The sequence below is a fragment of the Sphingobium chungangianum genome (assembly GCF_977014255.1).
In genome coordinates, this window is the sequence record NZ_CDRNIV010000006.1 from 770066 (window position 1) to 793775 (window position 23710).

Consider the following 23710-nt stretch of genomic DNA (forward strand, 5'->3'; position numbering starts at 1 on the left):
CAGTGGCAACGAAGGTCGCAATTAACGGTTTCGGACGTATCGGTCGGCTGGTGGCGCGCGCCATATTGTCGCGCACCGACCATGATCTGGAACTGGTCAGCATCAACGATCTGGGCGATGCCAAGGCGAACGCCCTGCTGTTCAAGCGGGACAGCGTTCATGGCAACTGGGCTGGCGACGTCAGCGTCGATGGCGATGCGCTGATCATCAATGGCAAGCGCATCGCGGTGACTGCCGAACGCGACCCCGCCAAGCTGCCGCACGCGGCGCAGGGCGTGGAAATCGCCCTGGAATGCACCGGCATCTTCGCCAGCAAGGAAAAGGCGAGCGCCCATCTGACTGCTGGGGCCAAGCGCGTCATCATTTCCGCCCCCGCGACCGGCGTAGACAAGACCATCGTGTTCGGCGTGAACCACGATGCCCTGGGCGCTGACGATATCGTCATTTCGAACGCCAGCTGCACCACCAACTGCCTGGCGCCGCTCGCCAAGGTCCTGCACGACGCCATCGGCATCGAAAAGGGCTTCATGACGACGATCCACAGCTACACCAACGACCAGAATACGCTGGACCAGCTGCACAGCGACATGCGCCGCGCCCGCGCCGCTGCACTGTCGATGATCCCGACCACCACGGGCGCCGCGCGCGCCGTGGGTGAGGTTCTGCCTGAGCTGAAGGGCAAGCTGGACGGTTCGTCGGTGCGCGTGCCGACCCCGAACGTCTCGGTCGTGGACCTCAAGTTCATCGCCAAGCGCGGCACCACCAAGGATGAAGTGAACCAGCTGTTGAAGGCTGCTTCGGAAGCTGGTCCGCTGAAGGGCGTGCTCGGCTATTCCGACGAGCCGCTGGTGTCGATCGATTATAATGGCGACGCGCGTAGCTCGACTGTCGACAGTCTGGAAACCGCCGTTATCGACGGTAATCTGGTTCGCGTGCTCAGCTGGTACGACAATGAATGGGGTTTTTCGAACCGCATGATCGATACGACCGGCGTGGTCGCCGGGCTGCTGTAAGAGAAGCGGGGCGGGCCTTAAAAACCCGCCCTTTTTCGTGATTCCGGCGAACGCTGGGATCTTGTTTATCAAGTCCCTGCCTGGAGGCATGAGATCCCAGCTTTCGCTGGGATGACGGGTAGGGTGGCTGGGAGCATATTGGTGGCCAAGCCCTTCAAGACGCTGGACGATATGGGCGACATCCGCGGCAAGACCGTGCTGGTGCGCGAAGATTTGAACGTGCCGATGCAGGATGGATCGGTGAGCGACGACACGCGCCTCCGCGCGGCGATGCCGACGATCCTGGAGCTGGCGGATCGCGGTGCCAAGGTGCTGATCCTGGCGCATTTCGGCCGACCCAAGGGACAGAAGAACCCGGAATATTCCTTGTCGAAGATCACGCGTCCGCTGACCCAGGTGTTGGGCCGCGACGTGCAGTTCATTCCCGATTGCTGCGGCGAAGCGGCTGTCGATGGCATCGCTGTGATGCGGCCGGGCGATATTTCGATCCTGGAAAATACGCGTTTCCATCCCGGTGAAGAGAAGAATGATCCCGCTCTCGTCGAAGCAATGGCGGCGATCGGTGATCTTTATGTGAACGACGCTTTCTCCGCCGCGCACCGGGCGCATGCCTCGACTGAGGGTCTTGCGCACAAGCTGCCTGCTTTTGCGGGCCGCTCGATGGAGAAGGAACTGGACGCGTTGCAGGCGGCGCTCGGCGAGCCGGTGAAGCCGGTCGCGGCGGTCGTCGGCGGGGCAAAGGTTTCGACCAAGCTCGATGTGCTGAACAACCTGGTCGCCAAGGTCGATCATCTGATCATCGGCGGCGGCATGGCCAACACCTTCCTCCACGCGCGCGGCGTCGATGTCGGCAAGTCGCTGTGCGAGAAGGATCTGGCGGAGACGGCCGAGGCGATCTTTGACAAGGCCGAGGCTGCGGGTTGCACCATTCACCTTCCCTATGATGTGGTGGTGGCGAAGGAATTTGCGGCTAATCCGCCATCGCTGCGGACATGCAATGTGCATGAGGTCGCCGCCGATGAGATGATCCTGGACGTTGGGCCTGCTGCTGTCGAGGCGTTGGGCGACGCGCTCAAGAACTGCCGGACTTTGGTGTGGAACGGGCCGCTTGGCGCGTTCGAGATCGCTCCGTTCGACAAGGCGACGGTGGCGCTGGCCAAGACGGCGGCGGCGCTGACCAAGGAAGGTGGCCTGATATCGGTGGCGGGCGGCGGCGATACCGTCGCGGCGCTCAACCATGCGGGCGTGGCGGGCGACTTTACGTTCGTGTCCACGGCAGGCGGCGCTTTCCTCGAATGGATGGAAGGCAAGGACCTGCCGGGCGTCAGCGCATTGATGGTGTGAACTTCGAAGGCCGCTGTCCAAAAAGGATGGCGGCCTTTTCCTCTTTCCGATGCCGCCGATGGGGCGGTGCAACCCTACAGAGAAAGTATGTGCAGATGCTGGATCAGGACATGATGAACAAGATTGCGGGCGGCAACGGCTTTATTGCCGCGCTCGACCAGAGCGGTGGATCGACGCCCAAGGCGCTCAAAGGCTATGGCATCGAAGAGGGTGCCTGGTCGAATGACGAGGAGATGTTCGGCCTCATCCACGACATGCGCAGCCGCATCATCACCTCGCCCTGCTTTAGCGGCGAAAAGGTGATCGGTGCTATCCTGTTCGAGCGTACGATGGATGGTCAGGCGGGCGGCAAGTCCGTGCCGCAGGCGCTGATCGAGCGGGGCGTCGTGCCTTTCATCAAGATCGACAAGGGCCTGGAAGACGAGGCGAACGGCGTTCAGATGATGAAGCCGATGCCGGAACTCGATGCGCTGCTGAAGCGGGCAAAGTCGCTCGGCGTGTTCGGGACCAAGGAGCGTTCGGTTATCAATCTCGCCAACCGCGAGGGCATTGCCGCGATCGTCAAACAGCAGTTCGAGGTAGGCGCGCAGGTTCTCGCCGCCGGCCTGATGCCGATGCTGGAGCCGGAGATCAACATCAAGAGCCCCGAGCGCGCGGACGCCGACCAGATCCTGCTTGAGGAACTGCTCAAGGGCCTGGACGCGCTGCCGGAAGGCCAGAAGGTGATGCTGAAGCTGTCGCTCCCGGCAAAGGCTGGCCTGTTCGACGCGCTGGTCGACCATCCCAAGGTGCTGCGCGTCGTCGCGCTGTCGGGCGGCTTCTCGCGCGCCGAGGCTTGCGTCGAACTGGCGAAGAATCGCGGTATCATCGCCAGCTTCAGCCGCGCGCTGCTGAACGACCTGCGCCACCAGATGAGCGAGGATGAGTTCAACGCTTCGCTGGGTCAGGCGATCGACGAAATCTACACCGCTTCGACCAATAAGGCGGCGTGATGTGAGATGAGGGCTGCTGGCGATATGCGCCGGGCAGCCCTCATTCGCCTGACGGGCTAAGGCTTCTTCATCCGATCATGTCCTTGAGCGCCAAGGCGTCGTGGATGGCGTCGGCATTGATGTCATTGTTGAAATAGGCCCAGACGGCGCGGCCCTGGTGAGCCTGATCCCTCATCCAACCCGCCCATTCGCGCAGATCATCTTCGGCATAGCGGCCCCAATATTTGCCTTGCCCGCCATGGAAGCGGACATAGGCGGCGCGGCCCGTCGCCATCCGGGGGCTGGATGATCCGGGCATGTCATGGACGCAGAAGCTGGCGCCATGCCGGTCGAGCAGGTCGTAAGTGGCGTCTTCATACCAGCTGCGGTGGCGGAACTCGAAGACGGGGACGACGTCGGCGGGTTGCAGCTTGAGGAAGCTTTCGAGCCGAGTGAGATTGAGGGTGAGCCTAGGCGGGAGCTGGTAGAGGATGGGACCCAGCGTTGGGCCGAAATGGCGGAAGGACGCCATCATCCGTTCCATCGGCTCCTCGCAGTGGGTGAGCTTCAGTGCCTGGGTGAGATAGCGGTTTGCCTTGACCGCATAGCAGAATCCGGGCGGGGCCTGGCCGCGCCAACCGTCGACGGTCTCCGGCTTGGGGACGCGGTAGAAGCTGTTGTTGATCTCCACCGAGTTCGAAATGGTCGGCGTAGAAGGCGAACCAGCGCTTCATCGCCAGTTTTTCCGGGTAGAAGGCGCCGCGCCAGTGGCGGTAGTTCCATCCTGAGCAGCCGATTCTGATCATGACAGGACAAGCCGCCGCGGCCGAACGAGGTTCCATTCTTTTCCTTGGGCGGCGAAACGCGCTAAGGGCTGCGCATGACCGATTTTACTGACGAAGAGCTGGCGCTCGATCCGCATTTTGCCGACCAGTTCGACAAGGGCTTCCGCCCGGCCTGCCAGCTTTACCTCATATCGCCGCCCGCGATCGACGAGGGTTTCGGGGCGCAGTTGGCCGAGGCTCTGGATGGCGGCAAGGTTGCGGCTTTCCAGTTGCGGCTGAAGGGCGTGGATGAGGACGCGATCGCCCTCGCGGCAGAGCCGTTGCAAAAGCTGTGCGCGGAGCGGGAGGTCGCCTTTATCATCAACGACAGTATAGCGCTGGCCAAGCGGCTGGGCGCGGATGGCGTGCATTTGGGGCAGGGGGATGGCGACCCGCGAGAGGCGCGCAAGATATTGGGGCCGAAGGTGCAGATTGGCGTGACCTGCCATGACAGCCGCCACCTGGCGATGGAAGCGGGTGAGGCGGGGGCGGACTATGTCGCGTTCGGGGCCTTCTATCCCACGACGACCAAGGAAACGCATCACCGGCCGGAGCCGTCGATCCTTGGCTGGTGGACGACCCTGTTCGAGCTGCCTTGCGTGGCGATCGGGGGGATTACGGCGGATAATGCCGCGCCGCTGGTCGAGGCGGGCGCGGACTTTCTGGCGGTGAGCAGCGCGGTGTGGGCGCATCCGGACGGGCCGCGCGCGGGCGTTGCGGCATTTTCGGCTGTGCTGGGAGGGGCTTAGAGGAGCGTGGCTTTATAGATCAGCGCCACCCTAATGCTGTTCGCCCGAACGGATTTAGTGATCTAGATCGAACATATTGTGCTCTAAATAGGTCTCGCCGGATGCTAGTTCATGGCGGGAGGCAGCTTTCCTGAGCTTTGCGCGTTTCTCTCCCCAAACATCGGGAGAGTATCGCCTTGAAGACATATCTGCTTGCGCTCACGCTGCTCTGCACGGCTTGTAAGGTTGCCGTCACCGACGCCAATGAAAGCGGGACAACGGCTCCCGGAGATCAGAAGGAGGTAGCGCAGGGTGCGGCGGTTAAGCCCGGCAGCGATCCTTATGCCTTCTCCATAGTGCCCGAGCCGGGCGGTGCGCCTGCTCGCGCGGACTCCATCTTGCAGGCGCAGGTGGCGCTTGACCGGGCGGGCTTTTCTCCCGGCGTGCTGGACGGGAAGGAGGGCATGTCCTTCACCGCCGCGCTGAAGGGATTTCAGGAGGCGAAGGGCTTACCGGAAACCGGCAAATATGATGAGGCGACTGCGAAGGCGTTGCTGGGGGACAAGCCACCGCCAGCGACATGGCTGGTGACGATCCCTGAGGGCTTTGCCCGTGGTCCGTTCACTACAATCCCCAAGGAATATGCTGATCAGGCGAAGCTGCCTGCGCTTGGCTATCGCAATTTGATCGAGAAGCTGGCCGAGCGCTTTCACACCAAGCCTGAAGTTTTGGTGGCGTTGAACGCGCCCAATACAAAGCTTGGACCGGGGGCTACGGTGCGGGTGCCAGCCGTGGGCAATCAGCCGGTGGCGAAGATCGAGGGCGATGAGCGCGGTTGGGGCAATACGCTCGCCAGCCTGGCTGTGGCCAAGGACCAGCCGCAGGCCGATCATATCGTGGTCGACAAGTCCGAAGGCGTGCTGCGCGTTTTTGACAAGGCCAACAAGCTGATCGCGCAATTCCCGGCGACCATGGGATCGGAACATGATCCGCTGCCGCTTGGCACTTGGGAGATCAAGGGCATCAGCCGGAATCCCGATTTCCATTATAATCCCGACCTGTTCTGGGACGCGGATGCCAAGGATGAGAAGGCGGTGTTGAAGTCGGGGCCGAATGGTCCGGTGGGCGTCGTTTGGATTGATCTGTCCAAGCAGCATTATGGCATCCACGGCACGCCCGAACCGCAAACCATCGGGCGTACTGAAAGCCACGGCTGCATTCGCCTGACCAACTGGGATGCAGCAAGGCTGGCGCAGATGGTGAAGAGCGGGGTCAAGGCGGTATTCCAGGCATGAGGAGGCCAGGGCGGCGAGGATGGGTGGGAATCATAGTCGCCGTCCTGCTGCTGCTCCTGTTCCTGAAAATGTGCGTGCGGATCGTTCCGGGTGGCCCGGAAAGGACGGCTTTGCCGCCTGAGCGTCCGGCTGCGGCAGAGGCTGGGCCGCTGCTGATCCCGGTTGAGGGTGTGCCGCCGACTGCGCTGACCGACACTTTTACGCAGGCGAGGGCAGGCGGCGCGCGGCCGCATGATGCGATCGACATCATGGCGGCGCGGGGGCGGGCTGTGCTGGCGGCTTCGGATGGTCGTATCGAGAAGCTGTTCACGAGCGCGGATGGCGGGCTGACCATCTATGAGCGATCGCCTGACGGTCGGCGGATCTTTTATTATGCGCATCTGGATGCCTATGCCCCCGGAGTGGCGGAGGGGCAGATGGTGAAGCGGGGCCAGAAGATCGCCACGGTTGGGAGCACCGGCAATGCCGATCCGTCAGCGCCGCACCTGCATTTTGCCGTGAACGAGATCGCGCCGGGCGAGCCATGGTACAGGGGGCGAGCGATCAATCCCTACCCCTTGCTGGTGCGGCCCATCCGATGAGCCTACTTGCCCTTCGCGGCGGCACGATGTAGAGGCGCGCCCAGCCTTTTAAACAGGCCGGCTCTTTTCACCTTCAGACATATAGGCAGGCTCTTCCCATGAAGATCAGTGGCGTCGAGATTCGTCCCGGCAACAATATCGAATATGACGGAAGCCTGTGGCGTGCCGTCAAGATCCAGCACACGCAGCCCGGCAAGGGCGGCGCCTATATGCAGGTGGAACTCAAAAACCTGATCGATGGACGCAAGAATAACGTGCGTTTCCGTTCGGCCGAGACGGTTGAGCGCATCCGGCTCGACACCAAGGATTTCCAGTATCTCTATGCCGAGGGCGACATGCTCGTCTTCATGGATACCGAGACCTATGAGCAGATCAACTTGCCGCAGGATCTGGTGGGCGAGGCGTCTGCCTTCCTGCAGGATGGCATGATGGTCATGCTGGAAATGTATGAAGAACGTCCGATTTCCGTGCAGCTGCCCGAAACGGTCGAAGCGACCGTGGTCGAGGCTGACGCGGTGGTGAAGGGGCAGACGGCTTCGGCGAGCTACAAGCCCGCGATCCTGGACAATGGCGTGCGTGTCATGGTGCCGCCGCATATCGTTACCGGCACGCGCATCATCGTTGATGTGTATGAGCGGGAATATGTGAAGCGGGCGGAATGAACTGCTAATTGTTCCCTCCCGCAGGCGGGAGGGATTAGGGGTGGGCGCGAGCGTCAGCGAGCCCTCGCCTCATTCAAAGCGTTGCATGCGATTGCTGCGCAATCGTGCCCACCCCCGGCCCCTCCCGCAAGCGGGAGGGGGGAGATTGAGTAAATGGTATCCCATTCCGGCCTTCTCACCGTCATGGAACGCGCCGCGCGCAAGGCCGGCGCGAAGCTGCGCCGCGACTTTGGCGAAGTCGAACATCTGCAGGTGTCACGCAAGGGACCGGCCGACTTCGTGTCCAAGGCCGATCAGCAAGCCGAGCGCACTTTGGTCGAAGAGCTGCAAAAAGCACGGCCGGACTGGGGCTTTCTGCTGGAAGAAGGCGGGGTGATCGAGGGTGATCCCAACAAGCCGCGCTGGATCATCGATCCGCTCGACGGCACCAGCAACTTCCTCCACGGCATCCCGCATTTCGCAATCTCCATCGCGGTCGAAGAGCCGCTTTATGGCGGCAACAAGCGGGAAGTGACGACCGGCCTTATCTACCAGCCGGCGACTGACGAAAGCTATTGGGCGGAAAAGAGCCGGGGCGCGTGGCGCCATGACCAGCGTTTGCGGGTGTCGGCCCGCCGCGACCTGGGCGACTGTCTGATCGCGACCGGCATTCCCTTCATGGGCCATGGCGACATGGCGCAGTGGTCTCGCATCTTCGGCGCGGTCGCGCCCTCCGTCGCGGGGATTCGTCGCTTCGGTGCGGCTTCGCTCGATTTGGCGCATGTGGCGTCCGGTCGTTATGACGGCTTCTGGGAAAGCGGGCTTCAGCCCTGGGACGTGGCGGCTGGATTGCTGCTGGTACGTGAGGCGGGCGGGTTCGCCACCGATTTCAGAGGCGGCGATCAGCCGATCGAGCGCCGCGAAGTGATCGCGGGCAATGATGCCATCCACAGCAAATTGCACAAGCTTGTAGCGGGTGCGCTGCGCTGAGGCAGGCATTTGTTTCTGCGTAAGAGAAGCAGACTGTTGCGAATCATTCTCATGCCTCGGGGCCTTGCTTCGCTTATGCGGCAGGCCTAAAGCGCGCCCATAGTCATTTTCGCCCAGGGGATTCCGTTGGTCGATCTAGCCCAATATCTGCCGATCCTTATCTTTCTCGGGATCGCATTGCTGCTTTCCGGGGCATTCGTGTTCCTGCCGATGCTTGTCGGCCGCCTGACCGGCGCGCATCAGCCCGACCCGGCGAAGCTGTCGGAATATGAGTGCGGTTTTCCAGCGTTCGAAGAACCGCGCAGTCAGTTCGACGTGCGCTTCTACCTGGTCGCAATCCTCTTCATCATCTTCGATCTGGAAGCCGCCTTCCTCTATCCCTGGGCAGTCAGCCTGGATCAGATCGGCTGGGCCGGCTGGGCGACGATGATGATCTTCATAGCGGAGCTGGTGCTGGGCCTCGTTTATGCGTGGAAGAAGGGAGCCCTAGATTGGGAGTAGAACTGACCAGTCCCGCGCCCGGCACGATGTTGCCCGCGGGGACGCAGCCCGACCAGAATTTCTTCAACGCACTGAACAGTGAGGTCAGTGACAAGGGGTTCCTCGTCACGTCGACCGAAGAGCTGTTCCAATGGGCTCGCACGGGTTCGCTGTGGTGGATGACGTTCGGCCTTGCCTGTTGCGCGGTGGAGATGATCCACGTCAACATGCCGCGTTACGATATGGAGCGGTTCGGCGCTGCGCCGCGCGCATCGCCGCGCCAGTCGGACGTGATGATCGTCGCGGGAACGCTGTGTAACAAGATGGCTCCGGCGTTGCGCAAGGTTTACGACCAGATGTCCAATCCGAAATATGTGATTTCGATGGGCAGCTGCGCGAACGGCGGCGGCTATTATCATTACAGTTATTCGGTCGTGCGCGGCTGTGACCGGATCGTGCCGGTCGACATCTATGTGCCGGGCTGTCCGCCGACTGCCGAAGCGCTGCTTTATGGCGTGATGCAGTTGCAGCGGAAGATCCGCCGCATCGGGACGATTGAGCGCTGATATGGGTCATTCTGCACCGAAGATCGTGAACCCGGAAGGGCTCGCGGAGAAGATTGCCGGGCTGTTGGGTCCGATGCTGATCGAAGCGGTCGATCACGCGGATGAGCTGAGCTTCACCGTCGTGCGCGATCGGCTGGCCGAGGCGCTGGATGCGCTGCGCGTACAGGGCGAATATCAGCAGCTGATGGAGATTGCGGGCGTCGATTATCCGGAGCGGGGCGAGCGCTTCGAAGTCTGCTATCATCTGCTGTCCGTCACGCAGAACCATCGCATCCGCGTCAAGGTATCGACCGACGAGGATAAGCCGGTTCCTACCGTCACGCACATCTGGCCTGTTGCAGGCTGGCTGGAGCGTGAGGTGTTCGACATGTACGGCGTGATCTTCGAGGGCAATGCTGACCTGCGCCGCATCCTGACGGATTATGGGTTCAAGGGTCATCCGCTGCGCAAGGACTTCCCGCTGACCGGCTATGTCGAGATGTGGTATTCCGAGGAAGACAAGCGCGTCGTCTACAAGCCGGTGCAGCTGGCCCAGGATTTCCGTCAGTTCGACTTCATGAGCCCATGGGAAGGCGCGCAATATGTGCTGCCGGGTGATGAAAAGGCGCCGCAGGCTCCAGGTGCGCCCACGCCTGCCACCGCTCCGCCGCCGCCCGCCGTAGCGCCCAAGGGCGCGCCTGCTGGCGAGACGCCCAAGGTGACGGAAAAGAAAGAACATACCGGCGCGGGCGAAGCTGCGAACAAGGAAGCCGCCAAGGCGACCGATGAGAAGCCGCTTGCCAACGACGCGCAGACGACGCCGGTGCGCCGGTCCCGTGCTGCGAAGTCCGAAACCGGGGAAGCGGACACCGCCAAGCCGAAGCGCCCGCGCAAGCCGGAAACTCCCGCCAAGGATGAGGGGGGTGACGCCTGATGTCCACCTATCTCGAAGAACTCGACCATAAGACCAGTGCGGACGATCCGACGCTGGGCGATACCGAGATCCAGAATTACACGATCAACTTCGGTCCCCAGCATCCGGCAGCGCACGGCGTGCTTCGCCTGGTCATGGAACTGGACGGCGAAATCGTGGAGCGCTGCGATCCGCATGTCGGGCTGCTCCATCGCGGCACCGAGAAGCTGATCGAATATAAGACCTATCTTCAGGCTCTGCCCTATTTCGACCGGCTGGACTATTGCTCGCCGATGGGGATGGAGCACAGCTATGTGCTGGCGATCGAGAAGCTGCTGAACCTGGAAGTACCGCTGCGCGCGCAATATCTGCGTGTGTTCTTCGCGGAACTGACGCGGATCAAGAACCACATGCTGAACCTGGGTTCGCACGTCATGGACGTCGGCGCGATGACGCCGAACCTGTGGCTGTTCGAACTGCGCGAAGATTGCATGAATTTCTATGAGCGGGCTTCGGGCGCGCGTATGCATGCGGCCTATTTCCGGCCGGGCGGCGTCCATCAGGATGTGCCGCTGAAGCTGCTCACCGACATTGCCGATTGGCTGGACACGCGCCTGCCGCGCCTGTTCGAGGACGCGATTTCGCTGGTCGCGGACAACCGCATCTTCAAGCAGCGCAACGTCGATATTGCCGTGGTGAGCAAGGAAGACGCGCTGAAATGGGGCTTTTCCGGCCCGATGCTGCGCGGTTCGGGCATCCCCTGGGATTTGCGCAAGTCGCAGCCTTATGACGTTTATGACCGGATGGACTTCGATATTCCGGTCGGCACCAATTTCGACTGCTATGACCGTTTCATGGTCCGTGTCGAGGAAGTGCGCCAGTCGGCACGCATCATGAAGCAGTGCCTGAATGAGATGCCGGAAGGCCCTGTGATATCGTTTGATCGCAAGGTGGCGCCGCCGCGCCGGGGCGAGATGAAGCGCTCGATGGAAGCGCTGATCCACCACTTCAAGCTGTACACTGAGGGCTTCCACGTTCCGGCGGGCGAGGTCTATGTGGCGACCGAGAGCCCCAAGGGTGAGTTTGGCGTCTATCTGGTGAGCGACGGGACGAACTCGCCCTATCGCTGCAAGATCCGCCCGACGGCTTTCTCACACCTGCAGGCGATGGATTTCATGATGAAGGGCCACATGCTGGCCGACACCACCGCCGTTCTTGGCGCGATGGACATCGTGTTCGGAGAATGTGACCGCTAATGGCTGACGCAGTTCATATCCCTGACGAAGCGGAAACGCGCGCGCGCTGGGGCGCGTTTGCCTGGACCGCTGAGAATGCCGAGCAGGCGAAAAAGGTCATCGCGCGCTATCCCGCAGGCCGTCAGCAGTCGGCGGTGATGCCGCTGCTCGATCTCGCCCAGCGTCAGGTCGGTGCGGAGACGCAGACCAATGGCTGGCTGCCGGTGCCGGTGATGGAATATATCGCCGACCAGCTCGAAATGCCCTATATGCGGGTTTACGAGGTCGCGACCTTCTACACCATGTACAATCTGGCTCCGGTCGGCCGTTATCATGTACAGGTTTGCGGCACGACGCCCTGTATGTTGCGCGGCTCCGACGATGTGTTTTCGGCCTGCAAGAACAAGGGTCTGGTGAAGGGTGGGACGACGCCGGATGGCCTGTTCACGCTGACCGAAGTCGAATGTCTGGGGGCCTGCGCCAACGCGCCGATGGTGCAGATCAACGACGATAATTTCGAAGACCTGACCTATGACAGCATGAGCGCGATCCTTGACGATCTCGCCGCTGGCAAGCAGCCCAAGATCGGGCCGCAGATTGAGCGTCAGACGAGCTGCCCCGAAGGCGGGCCGACGACGCTCAAGGAAATGGTTTCGGAAAATCACGATTATCGGGGGAAGTGGGCGTAATGGCTTATCCCTGTTCCGTCACCCCAGCGGAAGCTGGGGTCTCCATCCTCAGCGCGCGCACGCCTGAGATGCCAGCTTTCGCTGGCATGACGAATGCTGGAGGCCGCGCATGAGCGACGTCATCGCACCCCTTGCCGACAAGGATCGCATCTTCACCAACGTCTATGGCTTCCAAGATTGGAGCATCGACGCGGCGATGAAGCGTGGCGACTGGGATAATACCAAGAAGCTACTGGAGATCGGCCAGGACGAGATCATCGAGCGCATCAAGGCGTCCGGCCTGCGCGGCCGTGGCGGCGCGGGCTTCCCGACCGGCATGAAGTGGAGCTTCATGCCCAAGGAAAGCAAGGATGGCCGTCCGAGTTTCCTCGTCATCAATGCGGACGAGTCCGAGCCGGGTTCGTGCAAGGACCGCGAAATCATCCGTCACGATCCGCACAAGCTGATCGAAGGCGCGCTGATCGCCGGTTTCGCGATGCGGGCGCGTGCCGCCTACATCTATATTCGCGGCGAGTTCATTTATGAGGCGAAGGTTCTCTTCGCCGCCGTTGAGCAGGCTTATGAAAAGGGCTTCCTCGGTAAGAACGCATGCGGTTCTGGTTATGATTTTGACGTCTTCGTCCATCGGGGCGCGGGCGCCTATATCTGTGGCGAGGAAACCGCGCAGATCGAAAGCCTGGAAGGCAAGAAGGGGCAGCCGCGCCTGAAGCCGCCTTTCCCGGCGGGGGCAGGCCTTTATGGCTGCCCGACGACGGTGAACAATGTGGAATCGATCGCGGTTTCGCCGACGATCCTGCGCCGTGGGTCCGAATGGTTTTCCAGCTTCGGCCGCGAAGGGAACAAGGGCACCAAGCTGTTCCAGATCAGCGGCCATGTGAACAAGCCCTGCGTCGTCGAAGAGTTCGATGGGCATCAGCTTCAAGGAGCTGATCGACCGGCATTGCGGCGGCATTCGCGGTGGTTGGGACAATCTGCTTGCTGTGATTCCTGGCGGATCGTCGGTGCCGCTGGTGCCCGCCGCGCAGATCATGGACGCGCCGATGGACTTTGATGGCCTCAAGGCGGTGGGCTCCGGCCTCGGCACCGCCGCCGTCATCGTGATGGACAAATCAACCGATATCGTCCGCGCGATCAGCCGTCTCTCCTACTTCTACAAGCATGAGAGCTGCGGTCAGTGCACGCCCTGCCGCGAAGGCACCGGCTGGATGTGGCGCGTGATGGAACGGCTGCGTTCAGGCGAAGCGGACATCGGCGAGATCGACATGCTCCAGCAGGTGACCAAGCAGGTCGAAGGCCACACCATCTGCGCGCTCGGCGATGCGGCGGCTTGGCCGATCCAGGGCCTGATCCGCCACTTCCGCCCCGAAATCGAGCGGCGGATCAATGAGAATAAGGGTAGCGCCCCCGTCATGGAGGCAGCGGAGTAATCATGCCCAAGGTCAAAGTAGACGGCGTAGAACTCGAAGTCCCGGCGGGCGCGACGGTGCTCCAGGCATGCGAGATGGCGGGGAAGGAAATTCCGCGCTTCTGCTATCATGAGCGTCTGTCCATTGCGGGCAATTGCCGCATGTGCCTGGTCGAGGTGAAGCCCGGGCCGCCCAAGCCGCAGGCCAGCTGCGCGCTACCCGCTGCCGATAATCAGGAAATCTTCACCCAGACCGAGATGGTCAAGAAGGCGCGCGAAGGGGTGATGGAGTTCCTGCTCATCAACCATCCGCTCGACTGCCCGATCTGTGACCAGGGAGGCGAGTGCGACCTTCAGGATCAGTCGGTCGCCTATGGCCGTGGCGGCAGCCGCTTTGATGAAAACAAGCGCGCGGTCACCGAGAAATATATGGGTCCGATCGTCAAGACGGTCATGACCCGCTGCATCCAGTGCACCCGCTGCGTGCGCTTTGCCGAGGAAGTTGCGGGCGTGCCGGAAATCGGCGCCATCTATCGCGGCGAGAATATGCAGATCACCACCTATCTCGAACATGCCGCCAAGAGCGAGCTGTCGGGCAATGTGGTCGATCTGTGCCCGGTCGGCGCGCTGACGTCCAAGCCCTATGCGTTCGAGGCGCGTCCGTGGGAGTTGCGCAAGACTCCGGCGATCGACGTGATGGATGCGGTGGGCACGAACATCCGGCTCGACAGCCGTGGCCGTCAGGTGCTGCGCGCCGTGCCGCGCATCAATGATGATGTGAACGAGGAGTGGGCGAGCGACAAGACCCGGCACAATGTCGATGGTCTGGTGCGCAAGCGGCTCGACAAGCCCTTCGTCCGCAAGGATGGCAAGCTGGTTCCGGCGACCTGGAATGAGGCTTTCGCTGCGATCGCGGCGGTTCAGCATGGCGGATCGGTTGCGGCGCTGGCCGGAGACCTGCTCGATTGCGAAACCATGTTCGCGAGCAAGGTACTGGTCGAGAAGCTGGGCGGTTCGATGCTGGAAGGGCGTCAGTCGGGGCTCGCTTATGATGTGTCGAGCCTGTCGGCGGTGAACTTCAACACGACGCTAAACGGTATCGAAACAGCGGACGTGATCCTGCTGGTCGGCACCAATTTGCGCTGGGAAGCGCCGCTGGTGAACACCCGCATTCGCAAGGCGATCAAGAGGGGGGCGAAGGTGTTTGCGCTCGGCCCGCAGGTGGATCTTACCTATAAGGTCGAGTGGCTGGGCAATGACGCGTCGTTGCTGGCAAAGCTGCCTGAAGCGGTAACGCAAGCGTTCGGCAAGGCGGCGCGTCCGGCGATGATCGTCGGCGGCGGCGTGCTGGGGAAGGACGGCGCGCATGGCGATACGCTGGCGCTGGTCGAGACGCTTGGCCTGATCAAGGACGGTTGGAACGGCTATAATGTCCTGCACTTCGCGGCGGCGCGCATGGGCGGGCTGATGCTCGGCTATGCGACGCAGGGCGGGATCAAGGCTGTGGCTGCGGCCAAGCCGAAGCTGCTCTTCTCGCTGGGTGCGGACGAGGTCGATTATTCGGCCTTTGACGACAGCTTCAAGGTCTATGTCGGCCACCATGGCGACAAGGGTGCGCATGCGGCGGACGTGATCCTGCCGGGCGCGAGCTATGCCGAGAAGGCGGGCACCTACGTCAATCTGGAAGGTCGGGTGCAGCGCGGCGAAAAGGCCGTGTTCGCACCGGGCGATGCCCGCGAGGACTGGTCGATCCTGCGCGCGCTGTCCGAGGTGCTGGGTGCTACGCTGCCATTCGACAGCTTCGATGCGCTGCGGGCGGAGATGGCCAAGGCGGTTCCGGCGCTGAGCGTCGAAGGCCTCGCCGATTATGGTTGGTCTGTACCGTCGCTGCCGACCGGGGCCAGCGGTGAGTTCGGTTCGCCGATCAAGGATTTCTATCTGACCAACGCCATCTGCCGCGCTAGTCCGACGATGCAGCAATGCTCGGCCGAGCTGATCCACGGTGAGAGCTTCGCGGAGGCCGCAGAGTGACCGCTTTCTTCCAAAATTGGGGGCTTCCCTTTAACGGCGCGTGGCTGCTGTCCACGGTCATCGGCATTTTGGTGATTGCCCTGCCGCTGATGCTGGCGGTGGCGATGATCATCTATGCCGACCGCAAGATCTGGGCGGCGATGGCGCTGCGCCGTGGTCCGAACGTCGTAGGTCCGTTTGGCCTGCTCCAGTCCTTTGCGGACGGGGCGAAGGTGTTCCTGCAGGAAACCATCATTCCGTCGGCCGCCAACCGTGCGCTGTTCCTGATCGCGCCGATCATTACGTTCACAGTGGCCTTGATTGCTTGGGCGGTGATCCCGTTCCAGGCGGGCGTGGTGCTGGCCAACATCAATGTCGGCCTGCTCTATATTCTCGCGATCAGTTCGCTGGGCGTCTATGGCATCGTGCTCGCGGGTTGGGCGTCAAACTCCAAATATCCATTCTACTCCGCGATCCGCGCAAGCGCGCAGATGATCAGCTATGAAGTATCGATCGGCTTCATCCTGGTTTGCGTCGTGCTGTGGGCGGGCAGCTTTAACCTCACGACCATCGTGGAAAGCCAGCGCGGCTATTATGGCTTCATCAACGGCCATGCGTTCAATCCGCTGCTGTTCCCGATGGCGATCATGTTCCTGATATCGGCGATGGCGGAAACGGGCCGTGCCCCGTTCGACCTGACGGAAGCGGAAAGCGAGCTGGTCGCGGGCTATCAGACCGAATATTCGTCCATGTCGTTCGCGCTCTATTGGCTTGGTGAATATGCGAACGTGCTGCTGATGTGCGCGCTGAACGCAATCCTGTTCTGGGGCGGGTATCTGCCCCCGCTCGATTGGGCGCCGCTTTATTATGTGCCCGGGATCATCTGGCTGTTCGCCAAGATCCTGTTCTTCTTCTTCGTCTTCTCCTGGGTGAAGGCGACGGTGCCCCGTTATCGCTATGATCAGCTGATGCGGTTGGGCTGGAAGGTATTCCTGCCAACGTCGCTCTTCTTTGTGTTCCTGGTATCGGGCTTCCTCATGCTGACGCGCTATGGGGGATAAAATGAACTATAGTGCTATTTCAGTCTTGATGCTTGCCTTGATGAGCCAGCCGCTTGCTGCGGCGGTTTCTGAAAAGTCAGGCCAAGGCTTCAACTGCAGCTTTCAAACTGGTTTAGCGAGTTCTGAGAAACTTACCTTATGGTATGGCCAAATGGGCCGAACCAATGTCAAAACGCCTCAGTTCGTCGATGCGGGTAAGCTGTTTGTTCGTGGCGGCATGGCCGAAGGCAACCGGATGACATTTTGGGTGTCAGATGAATGGCCCGACAGGTTCACTGTTAATTACTTCGAACCGAGCGGGAAGGGTGGCCCTCCGTCTGCGCTCTTGAGCATCTTTAGCCGTTCCAACGATGGTAAGCTCGTTCTCGCTGATATCAGCCATTTCGATCCCAAGGCCGAAAGCTCGCAGGAGGGAAAGATCACTCCCATTAGAACTTATCGCGGCCTCTGCGAGGTGAAGCTCGACGTAACGCTGTCCGCTTTCACAAATGGTGTGCAACAATGATTGGCTACTACGTCAAATCCTTCACCCTCTGGGAGTTTGTGAAGGCGCATTGGCTGACCTTGAAATATTTTTTCAAGCCCAAAGCGACGATCAACTACCCCTATGAGAAGAACCCGATTTCGCCGCGGTTCCGGGGGGAGCACGCGCTTCGCCGCTATCCCAATGGTGAAGAACGCTGCATCGCGTGCAAGCTGTGCGAGGCGGTGTGCCCGGCGCAGGCGATCACGATCGAGGCGCAGCCACGTGACGATGGCAGCCGCCGTACGACGCGCTACGACATTGACATGACGAAGTGCATCTATTGCGGCTTCTGTCAGGAAGCCTGCCCGGTGGATGCCATCGTAGAAGGTCCGAACTTCGAGTTTTCAACGGAAACTCGCGAGGAGCTCATCTACGACAAGGCGAAGCTTCTTGAAAATGGCGACAAATGGGAACGCGCACTCGCCGCGAACCTTGCCGCCGATGCACCCTATCGTTAAGCCGCGACCCGATCGAAGAGGATATATGATCCTGTGATTCACGTGCTTGCCTTTTACCTGTTCGCCACTTTGGTGGTGTGCAGCGGCGCGCTGACGATCCTGTCGCGCAATCCGGTTCATTCGGTGCTGTGGCTGATCCTCGCGTTCTTCAACGCGGCGGGCCTGATGGTGCTGCTGGGTGCCGAGTTCATCGCGATGCTGCTCATCATCGTCTATGTGGGAGCGGTTGCCGTGCTGTTCCTGTTCGTCGTCATGATGCTCGACATCGACTTTGCGGAATTGCGGGCGGGGTTCGTCGATTATCTGCCCTTTGGCATGCTGGTCGCGCTGGTGCTGCTGGCTGAGATTGTGTTGGGTATTGGCATCTGGAGCGCGGGGCCGATTGAGCTGGCGCAGCGCGCGGCACCGGTGAACCCGGAGCTGTCCAATATACAGGCGATCGGGACGCTGCTCTACACGCGCTATATCTTCCTGTTCGAAGCAGCGGGCATCGTTCTGCTGGTGGCGATGATCGGCGCGATCGTGCTGACCCATCGTGCACGCGGCGGCGTGAAGGGTCAGAATATCGCCCGTCAGAACCGCCGCCGTCCGCAGGATGCCGTGCGCAACGTCAATCAGCCCGTGGGGCAGGGGGTGGAGCTGTGATCGGCCTTCAGCATTATATGGTGGTCAGCGCGATCCTGTTCGTGATGGGGGTGCTGGGCATCTTCATCAACCGTAAGAATGTCATCATCATCCTGATGGCGATCGAGCTGATCCTCTTGAGCGTGAACATCAACCTCGTCGCCTTTAGCGCCTTCCTGGGCGATCTGGTGGGGCAGGTGTTCAGCATGTTCGTGCTGACTGTCGCGGCGGGTGAGGCGGCCATCGGCCTTGCCATCCTCGTCATCTATTTCCGTGGTCGCGGCACCATTGCCGTCGATGATGTCAACCGGATGAAGGGCTAAAGCTCGATGATCCAGCTTATCGTCCTTCTTCCGCTCATCGCGGCTGTCATCGCGGGCCTTGGCAACAAGGCGCTGGGCAAGCTGCCTGCGAAGATCATCACTACGGGCGCGCTATTCGTTTCCTGCGCGCTTAGCTGGCCGATCTTCATCGCCTTCCTGACCGGGCATGCGGAACCTTATGTGGCGCCTGCCTTTACCTGGATTCAGTCGGGTAGTTTTGATGCTCAATGGGCGCTGCGCGTTGACGCGATGACGGCGGTCATGCTGGTGGTGATCACCAGCGTGTCGAGCCTCGTCCACCTCTATAGCTGGGGCTATATGGAGGAAGAGCCGGATCAGCCGCGCTTCTTCGCCTATCTGTCGCTCTTCACCTTCGCGATGCTGATGCTCGTGACGGCCAACAACCTGCTCCAGATGTTTTTTGGCTGGGAAGGCGTCGGCCTTGCCTCCTATCTGCTGATCGGCTTCTGGTTCCGTAAACCGAGCGCGAACGCTGCCGCGATCAAGGCATTCGTCGTCAACCGCGTCGGCGACCTTGGCTTCATGCTGGGCATTTTCGGCACCTATCTGGTGTTCAACACCATATCGATCCCGGAAATCCTCGCCGCCGCGCCGTCCATGGCCGGTTCGACCATCGGGTTCCTCGGATACCGCTTCGACACGATGACCGTGCTCTGCCTGCTGCTATTCATCGGCGCGATGGGCAAGTCGGCGCAGCTTGGCCTCCACACCTGGTTGCCGGACGCGATGGAAGGCCCGACGCCGGTGTCGGCGCTGATCCACGCGGCGACCATGGTGACGGCGGGCGTGTTCATGGTGTGTCGCCTGTCGCCGATGTTCGAAACCTCGCCGACGGCGCTGGGCTTCGTCACCTTCATCGGCGCGGCGACCTGTTTGTTCGCGGCGACGGTCGGCACGGTGCAGAACGACATCAAGCGCGTGATCGCCTATTCGACCTGCTCGCAGCTGGGCTACATGTTCTTTGCGGCGGGTGTTGGCGCTTATGGCGCGGCGATGTTCCACCTGTTCACACACGCCTTCTTCAAGGCGCTGCTGTTCCTGGGGGCGGGCTCAGTCATCCACGCGATGCACCATGAGCAGGACATGCGTTACTATGGCGCGTTGCGGAAGGAGATCCCGATCACCTTCTGGACGATGACGCTGGGAACGCTGGCGATCACGGGCGTGGGCATTCCGTTGCTAGGCTATGGTTTTGCGGGCTTCTATTCGAAGGACGCGATTCTGGAATCGGCCTTCGCGGCGGGCGGCAATGGCGTGGGCGCGTTCCTTGTCGGCACCTTCGCGGCGCTGCTGACCAGCTTCTACAGCTGGCGTCTGGTGTTCCTGACCTTCTTCGGCAAGCCGCGCTGGGCCGCTTCGGAGCATATCCAGCATGCGGTGCATGGCCACCATGAATCGCCGGACGAAGAGACAACCCATGATGACCATGGCCATCATGGGCCGGAGTTGACCGGCACGGCGGGCTATCATCCGCATGAAAGCCCTTGGGTCATGCTGCTGCCGCTGGTGCTGTTGAGCCTGGGCGCGGTGTTCGCGGGCTTCATCTTCCATGACCAGTTCATCGGGGCTGAAGGCGGCGTCGAGTTCTGGAAGGGGGCGCTGGCGTTCGACAGTCACCTGATGCATGCGAGCCATGAGGTGCCCAACTGGGTCAAGTTCGCGCCGTTCACGGTGATGCTGACCGGCTTCGTCATCGCGTGGCTCAGCTACATCAAGAATACCGATTGGCCGCGCCGTTTCGTGGCGGAGTTCGGGGTTCTGTACCAGTTCCTGCTCAACAAATGGTATTTTGACGAGCTGTATCACTTCCTGTTCGTCAAGCCTGCCTTTGCCATCGGCCGCTTCTTCTGGAAGTTCGGTGACGTCGGCTTCATCGACCGCTTCGGGCCGAACGGGCTCGCCGCGCTGGTCGTACAGGGCAATAAAGTCACCCGTCGGCTTCAGTCCGGCTACCTCTACACATACGCGCTGGTGATGCTGATCGGCCTCGCCGCGGCCGCAACCTGGGCGATGACACGATAATGGACGGCTTCCCCATCCTTTCCCTGATGATGGCAGTGCCGATGGCGGGGGCCATCGCCTGTCTCTATGCGGGTGCGAACCAGGCGCGTTGGATCGCGTTGTTGGCGACGCTGGTCGATCTGGCGCTCGGCGTCCTGCTCTGGGCGAATTTCGACCAGTCGGGCGGCGCGGCGCAGTGGCAGTTCCAGGAATATGCGCCGATTTTCGGCCGCTTTGCCTGGGCGCTGGGGATCGACGGCATCGCGTTGGTGCTTATCATGCTGACCGTGTTCCTGATGCCGATCTGCATCGGGGCGAGCTGGCAGGCGATCGAGAAGCGCGTCGGCGAATATATGGCGGCCTTCCTGTTCATGGAGGTGCTGATGATCGGCGTCTTCACGGCGCAGGATCTGTACCTCTTCTACGTAATGTTCGAAGCTGGCCTGATCCCGATGTATCTGATCATCGGCATCTGGGGCGGCGCGGATCGCATCTACGCCAGCTACAAATTCTTCCTCTACACGCTGCTCGGATCGGTGCTGATGCTGATCGCGATGATGTGGATGGTCCACGACGCGGGCACCACCGACATCCCGACGTTGATGGCCTATAATTTCGATCCGCATGTGCAGGTCTGGCTGTTCCTGGCCTTCTTTGCGAGCTTTGCTGTCAAGATGCCGATGTGGCCGGTCCACACCTGGCTGCCGGATGCGCACGTTCAGGCGCCGACGGCCGGTTCGGTCATTCTGGCGGGCGTGCTGCTGAAGATGGGCGGCTACGGCTTCATCCGCTTCTCGCTGCCCATGTTCCCGGAAGCTTCGGCGCAGCTGGCGTGGCTGGTGTGGGGCCTGTCGATGGTGGCGGTGGTTTACACCAGCCTCGTCGCGCTGGTGCAGACCGACATGAAGAAGCTGATCGCCTATTCCTCGGTTGCGCATATGGCGATCGTGACGGTCGGCCTGTTCGCCTTCAACCAAGCGGGCATCGAAGGCGCGATGATGGTGATGCTGGGCCATGGCCTGGTGTCTGGCGCGCTGTTCTTGTGCGTCGGCGTCATCTATGACCGTCTGCATACCCGCGAGATTTCGCGCTATGGCGGCCTTAGCATCAACATGCCGAAATATGCGGTGCTGTTCCTGCTGTTCACCATGGCGTCGGTCGGCCTGCCGGGTACGAGCAACTTCGTGGGTGAGTTCCTGGCGCTGATGGGCATCTATCAGGCTTCGAGCTGGGTCGCGTTGGTTTGCACGACGGGCATCATCCTGGGCGCGGCCTATATGCTCTATCTCTACCGCCGCATTGCCTATGGCGAGCAGAAGAATGCCGACGCTGCGGCGATGCCGGATCTGTCGATGCGGGAAATGTGGCTGCTGGCGCCGATCGCTGCTGCCGTCCTGTGGATGGGTATCTATCCGGAGAGTTTCCTGGCGCCGATGCGGTCTGACATTCGGGCGCTGGAAGCCCGTATTGCCTCTGCGGCTCCGGTGGGCGATTCCAGGATCAAGATGGGTCCGGCTGTCCCACCGGCGGCGGCTCATCAGGGCGAAGACCATAGTGCAATGTCCCATGAAAAAGCGTCGGGGGAGGCGCACTGATGATTGATTCCGCTTCCCTTCTTGCCGTTCTGCCAGAGCTTGTCCTTACGGCGGGTGGGCTGGTCCTCCTGCTGATCGCCGCTTTTGGCGGTGACGGGACGGCGCGCGTCGTCAACTGGCTGTCGGTGCTTACGCTGCTCGTCGCCGGTTTGATGCTGCCGGTTTCGCTGGCGCATGGGCCATTCGCCTTTGACGGGCTGGTACGTGCCGATGCATTTTCGGTTTTCGCCAAGGCACTTATTTATGGTTCGGCGGGTGCCGCAATCTTGCTGGCGCCGCGCTACTTCCTCGTCGATGGCGCGTTGCGGCCGGAATATCCCGTCCTGATCCTGTTCAGCAGCATCGGCATGGGCATGATGGTGTCGGCCGGTGATTTGCTGACCCTCTATGTCGGGTTGGAGATGCAGAGCCTGGCCGCCTATGTGCTGGCGAGCTTCATGCGTCAGGATGAGCGGTCCTCTGAGGCGGGTCTCAAATATTTCGTGCTCGGGTCGCTGGCGAGTGGCATCCTGCTCTATGGCACGGCGCTGCTTTATGGCTTTACCGGCAGCACGAGCTTTGATGGCATCGCCGTCGCGTTGGGCGATGGCGTCGGTAAGGGCGAGCTGTTCGGCATGGTGTTCCTGCTGGCTGGTCTTGCCTTCAAGATGAGCGCGGTGCCGTTCCATATGTGGACGCCCGACGTTTATGAAGGTGCGCCGACGCCGGTTACGACCTTCTTCGGCAGCGCGCCCAAGGTGGCTGCTATGGCGCTGACGGTACGTGTTGCGATCGAGGCGCTTGGTCCTGCCGGCCTCGACTGGCAGCAGATCGTGATCTTCGTGGCGCTGGCTTCGATTATCTTCGGCGCGGTGGCGGCCATCGGCCAGACCAACATCAAGCGTCTGATGGCCTATTCGTCGATCAACAATGTCGGCTTCGCGCTGATCGGCCTTGCCGCGGCGACGCCTGCGGGCGTGGCGGCGACGATGAGCTATATGGCGATCTATGTCGTGATGACGATCGGCGGCTTTGCCTGTATCTTGCAGATGCGGGACGCCGAAGGACGTCCGGTGGAAAGCATCGCGAGCCTTGCGGGTCTGTCGCAGTCGCGCAAGGGGTTGGCGGCGGCGCTGGCGATCTTCATGTTCTCCATGGCGGGTATCCCGCCGCTGTTCGGCTTCTGGGCGAAGTTCCTGGTGTTCGATGCGGCGGTGGCTGCTGGGCTGACTGCGCTGGCGGCGTTCGGTATCACGGCTTCCGTGATTGGCGCCTTCTATTATCTCAAGATCATCAAGACGATGTATTTCGACGAGCCTGCCGCAGCTTATGAAGCGCGGGGCGGGGCGGTCGAGAATATCATCCTGACCGCCTGTGCGGCTGTGATCGTCGTCGGATATCTGTTGAACCCCGTGCTGGACAAGGCAAGCGCGGCGGCTGCGGCGTCGCTATTCTGAG

At 61.4% G+C, this 23710-nt stretch carries 23 protein-coding genes and 1 pseudogene; 23 read left to right on the top strand and 1 reads right to left on the bottom strand.

Annotated features, from left to right (window positions below; translation table 11 throughout):
• Nucleotides 1–2 precede the first annotated feature (2 nt).
• The 3 genes from gap (at nucleotide 3) to ACWNC0_RS10865 (ending at nucleotide 3349) form a co-directional block, all read left to right on the top strand.
• Nucleotides 3–1013, top strand: a complete 1011-nt coding sequence (gene gap, locus ACWNC0_RS10855) for a type I glyceraldehyde-3-phosphate dehydrogenase (protein WP_449471538.1) — start codon at nucleotides 3–5, stop codon at nucleotides 1011–1013.
• Nucleotides 1014–1124: 111 nt separating this feature from the next.
• Complete coding sequence (locus tag ACWNC0_RS10860) at nucleotides 1125–2357, top strand: phosphoglycerate kinase (protein ID WP_449471540.1); 1233 nt, start codon at nucleotides 1125–1127, stop codon at nucleotides 2355–2357.
• Nucleotides 2358–2452: 95 nt separating this feature from the next.
• A complete protein-coding gene (locus tag ACWNC0_RS10865) occupies nucleotides 2453–3349 on the top strand; it encodes a fructose bisphosphate aldolase (protein ID WP_449474601.1) in 897 nt (298 codons plus the stop codon).
• Nucleotides 3350–3416: 67 nt separating this feature from the next.
• On the opposite strand, the gene ACWNC0_RS10870 is transcribed toward ACWNC0_RS10865, so the two are convergent.
• Nucleotides 3417–4019 carry a DUF72 domain-containing protein gene (locus ACWNC0_RS10870; protein WP_449471542.1) on the bottom strand — a complete coding sequence of 201 codons (603 nt, stop codon included), beginning with the start codon at nucleotides 4017–4019 and terminating at the stop codon, nucleotides 3417–3419.
• 189 nt (nucleotides 4020–4208) lie between these two features.
• Here ACWNC0_RS10870 and thiE point away from each other — a divergent pair, with 189 nt between their 5' ends.
• The 20 genes and pseudogenes from thiE (at nucleotide 4209) to nuoN (ending at nucleotide 23709) form a co-directional block, all read left to right on the top strand.
• A complete protein-coding gene (thiE, locus tag ACWNC0_RS10875; RefSeq protein ID WP_449471544.1) occupies nucleotides 4209–4901 on the top strand; it encodes a thiamine phosphate synthase in 693 nt (230 codons plus the stop codon).
• 176 nt (nucleotides 4902–5077) lie between these two features.
• Entirely contained in the window at nucleotides 5078–6175 is a 1098-nt protein-coding gene (locus tag ACWNC0_RS10880; RefSeq protein ID WP_449471545.1) for a L,D-transpeptidase family protein, read from the top strand.
• Complete coding sequence (locus ACWNC0_RS10885; protein ID WP_449471546.1) at nucleotides 6172–6756, top strand: M23 family metallopeptidase; 585 nt, start codon at nucleotides 6172–6174, stop codon at nucleotides 6754–6756. Before ACWNC0_RS10880 ends, ACWNC0_RS10885 begins: the two co-directional genes overlap by 4 nt.
• 98 nt (nucleotides 6757–6854) lie before the next feature.
• On the top strand, nucleotides 6855–7418 hold the full coding sequence (efp, locus tag ACWNC0_RS10890) for an elongation factor P (RefSeq protein ID WP_449471547.1): 564 nt from the start codon (nucleotides 6855–6857) through the stop codon (nucleotides 7416–7418).
• A 153-nt stretch (nucleotides 7419–7571) separates the two neighbouring features.
• Nucleotides 7572–8387 carry an inositol monophosphatase family protein gene (locus ACWNC0_RS10895; RefSeq protein ID WP_449471549.1) on the top strand — a complete coding sequence of 272 codons (816 nt, stop codon included), beginning with the start codon at nucleotides 7572–7574 and terminating at the stop codon, nucleotides 8385–8387.
• 126 nt (nucleotides 8388–8513) lie between these two features.
• Nucleotides 8514–8888, top strand: coding sequence for an NADH-quinone oxidoreductase subunit A (locus tag ACWNC0_RS10900; RefSeq protein WP_097091191.1), 375 nt, complete (start codon nucleotides 8514–8516; stop codon nucleotides 8886–8888).
• Nucleotides 8879–9433: a NuoB/complex I 20 kDa subunit family protein gene (locus tag ACWNC0_RS10905; protein WP_380800685.1), complete on the top strand. Its 555-nt coding sequence runs from the start codon at nucleotides 8879–8881 to the stop codon at nucleotides 9431–9433. The genes ACWNC0_RS10900 and ACWNC0_RS10905 overlap by 10 nt, the downstream gene beginning before the upstream one ends.
• Nucleotide 9434: 1 nt before the next feature.
• Nucleotides 9435–10346 (top strand): NADH-quinone oxidoreductase subunit C, encoded by a 912-nt coding sequence (locus ACWNC0_RS10910; RefSeq protein ID WP_449471550.1) that lies wholly within the window; start codon nucleotides 9435–9437, stop codon nucleotides 10344–10346.
• Complete coding sequence (locus ACWNC0_RS10915; protein WP_449471551.1) at nucleotides 10346–11581, top strand: NADH-quinone oxidoreductase subunit D; 1236 nt, start codon at nucleotides 10346–10348, stop codon at nucleotides 11579–11581. The genes ACWNC0_RS10910 and ACWNC0_RS10915 overlap by 1 nt, the downstream gene beginning before the upstream one ends.
• Nucleotides 11581–12249: an NADH-quinone oxidoreductase subunit NuoE gene (gene nuoE, locus ACWNC0_RS10920; protein ID WP_449471553.1), complete on the top strand. Its 669-nt coding sequence runs from the start codon at nucleotides 11581–11583 to the stop codon at nucleotides 12247–12249. Before ACWNC0_RS10915 ends, nuoE begins: the two co-directional genes overlap by 1 nt.
• 109 nt (nucleotides 12250–12358) lie before the next feature.
• Nucleotides 12359–13676 (top strand): annotated as a pseudogene (gene nuoF, locus ACWNC0_RS10925) (NADH-quinone oxidoreductase subunit NuoF).
• 2 nt (nucleotides 13677–13678) lie between these two features.
• On the top strand, nucleotides 13679–15685 hold the full coding sequence (gene nuoG, locus ACWNC0_RS10930) for an NADH-quinone oxidoreductase subunit NuoG (RefSeq protein WP_449471554.1): 2007 nt from the start codon (nucleotides 13679–13681) through the stop codon (nucleotides 15683–15685).
• Complete coding sequence (gene nuoH / locus ACWNC0_RS10935; protein WP_449471556.1) at nucleotides 15682–16725, top strand: NADH-quinone oxidoreductase subunit NuoH; 1044 nt, start codon at nucleotides 15682–15684, stop codon at nucleotides 16723–16725. The genes nuoG and nuoH overlap by 4 nt, the downstream gene beginning before the upstream one ends.
• 1 nt (nucleotide 16726) lies before the next feature.
• Nucleotides 16727–17230: a hypothetical protein gene (locus ACWNC0_RS10940; protein WP_449471557.1), complete on the top strand. Its 504-nt coding sequence runs from the start codon at nucleotides 16727–16729 to the stop codon at nucleotides 17228–17230.
• Nucleotides 17227–17709, top strand: coding sequence for an NADH-quinone oxidoreductase subunit NuoI (nuoI, locus tag ACWNC0_RS10945; protein WP_449471558.1), 483 nt, complete (start codon nucleotides 17227–17229; stop codon nucleotides 17707–17709). The genes ACWNC0_RS10940 and nuoI overlap by 4 nt, the downstream gene beginning before the upstream one ends.
• A gap of 33 nt (nucleotides 17710–17742) precedes the next feature.
• On the top strand, nucleotides 17743–18354 hold the full coding sequence (locus ACWNC0_RS10950) for an NADH-quinone oxidoreductase subunit J (protein ID WP_196225737.1): 612 nt from the start codon (nucleotides 17743–17745) through the stop codon (nucleotides 18352–18354).
• Complete coding sequence (gene nuoK, locus ACWNC0_RS10955) at nucleotides 18351–18656, top strand: NADH-quinone oxidoreductase subunit NuoK (RefSeq protein WP_004211745.1); 306 nt, start codon at nucleotides 18351–18353, stop codon at nucleotides 18654–18656. The genes ACWNC0_RS10950 and nuoK overlap by 4 nt, the downstream gene beginning before the upstream one ends.
• A 6-nt stretch (nucleotides 18657–18662) precedes the next feature.
• Complete coding sequence (gene nuoL / locus ACWNC0_RS10960) at nucleotides 18663–20699, top strand: NADH-quinone oxidoreductase subunit L (protein WP_449471561.1); 2037 nt, start codon at nucleotides 18663–18665, stop codon at nucleotides 20697–20699.
• The gene (locus tag ACWNC0_RS10965) at nucleotides 20699–22273 is read left to right on the top strand and encodes an NADH-quinone oxidoreductase subunit M (protein WP_449471562.1); all 1575 of its coding nucleotides are present in this window, start codon (nucleotides 20699–20701) and stop codon (nucleotides 22271–22273) included. Before nuoL ends, ACWNC0_RS10965 begins: the two co-directional genes overlap by 1 nt.
• Complete coding sequence (nuoN, locus tag ACWNC0_RS10970) at nucleotides 22273–23709, top strand: NADH-quinone oxidoreductase subunit NuoN (RefSeq protein ID WP_449471563.1); 1437 nt, start codon at nucleotides 22273–22275, stop codon at nucleotides 23707–23709. The genes ACWNC0_RS10965 and nuoN overlap by 1 nt, the downstream gene beginning before the upstream one ends.
• The last annotated feature ends 1 nt before the right edge of the window (nucleotide 23710 follow it).

What these genes read in the sequence shown, in the direction of transcription:
- ACWNC0_RS10895 (WP_449471549.1), top strand. Translation starts at nt 7,572, where the DNA reads ATGGTATCCCATTCCGGCCTTCTCACCGTCATGGAACGCGCCGCGCGC.
- thiE (WP_449471544.1), top strand. Translation starts at nt 4,209, where the DNA reads ATGACCGATTTTACTGACGAAGAGCTGGCGCTCGATCCGCATTTTGCC.
- ACWNC0_RS10915 (WP_449471551.1), top strand. Translation starts at nt 10,346, where the DNA reads ATGTCCACCTATCTCGAAGAACTCGACCATAAGACCAGTGCGGACGAT.
- nuoI (WP_449471558.1), top strand. Translation starts at nt 17,227, where the DNA reads ATGATTGGCTACTACGTCAAATCCTTCACCCTCTGGGAGTTTGTGAAG.
- ACWNC0_RS10865 (WP_449474601.1), top strand. Translation starts at nt 2,453, where the DNA reads ATGCTGGATCAGGACATGATGAACAAGATTGCGGGCGGCAACGGCTTT.
- nuoL (WP_449471561.1), top strand. Translation starts at nt 18,663, where the DNA reads ATGATCCAGCTTATCGTCCTTCTTCCGCTCATCGCGGCTGTCATCGCG.
- efp (WP_449471547.1), top strand. Translation starts at nt 6,855, where the DNA reads ATGAAGATCAGTGGCGTCGAGATTCGTCCCGGCAACAATATCGAATAT.
- nuoN (WP_449471563.1), top strand. Translation starts at nt 22,273, where the DNA reads ATGATTGATTCCGCTTCCCTTCTTGCCGTTCTGCCAGAGCTTGTCCTT.
- ACWNC0_RS10885 (WP_449471546.1), top strand. Translation starts at nt 6,172, where the DNA reads ATGAGGAGGCCAGGGCGGCGAGGATGGGTGGGAATCATAGTCGCCGTC.
- ACWNC0_RS10860 (WP_449471540.1), top strand. Translation starts at nt 1,125, where the DNA reads ATGACGGGTAGGGTGGCTGGGAGCATATTGGTGGCCAAGCCCTTCAAG.
- nuoE (WP_449471553.1), top strand. Translation starts at nt 11,581, where the DNA reads ATGGCTGACGCAGTTCATATCCCTGACGAAGCGGAAACGCGCGCGCGC.
- ACWNC0_RS10965 (WP_449471562.1), top strand. Translation starts at nt 20,699, where the DNA reads ATGGACGGCTTCCCCATCCTTTCCCTGATGATGGCAGTGCCGATGGCG.
- nuoG (WP_449471554.1), top strand. Translation starts at nt 13,679, where the DNA reads ATGCCCAAGGTCAAAGTAGACGGCGTAGAACTCGAAGTCCCGGCGGGC.
- ACWNC0_RS10940 (WP_449471557.1), top strand. Translation starts at nt 16,727, where the DNA reads ATGAACTATAGTGCTATTTCAGTCTTGATGCTTGCCTTGATGAGCCAG.
- ACWNC0_RS10910 (WP_449471550.1), top strand. Translation starts at nt 9,435, where the DNA reads ATGGGTCATTCTGCACCGAAGATCGTGAACCCGGAAGGGCTCGCGGAG.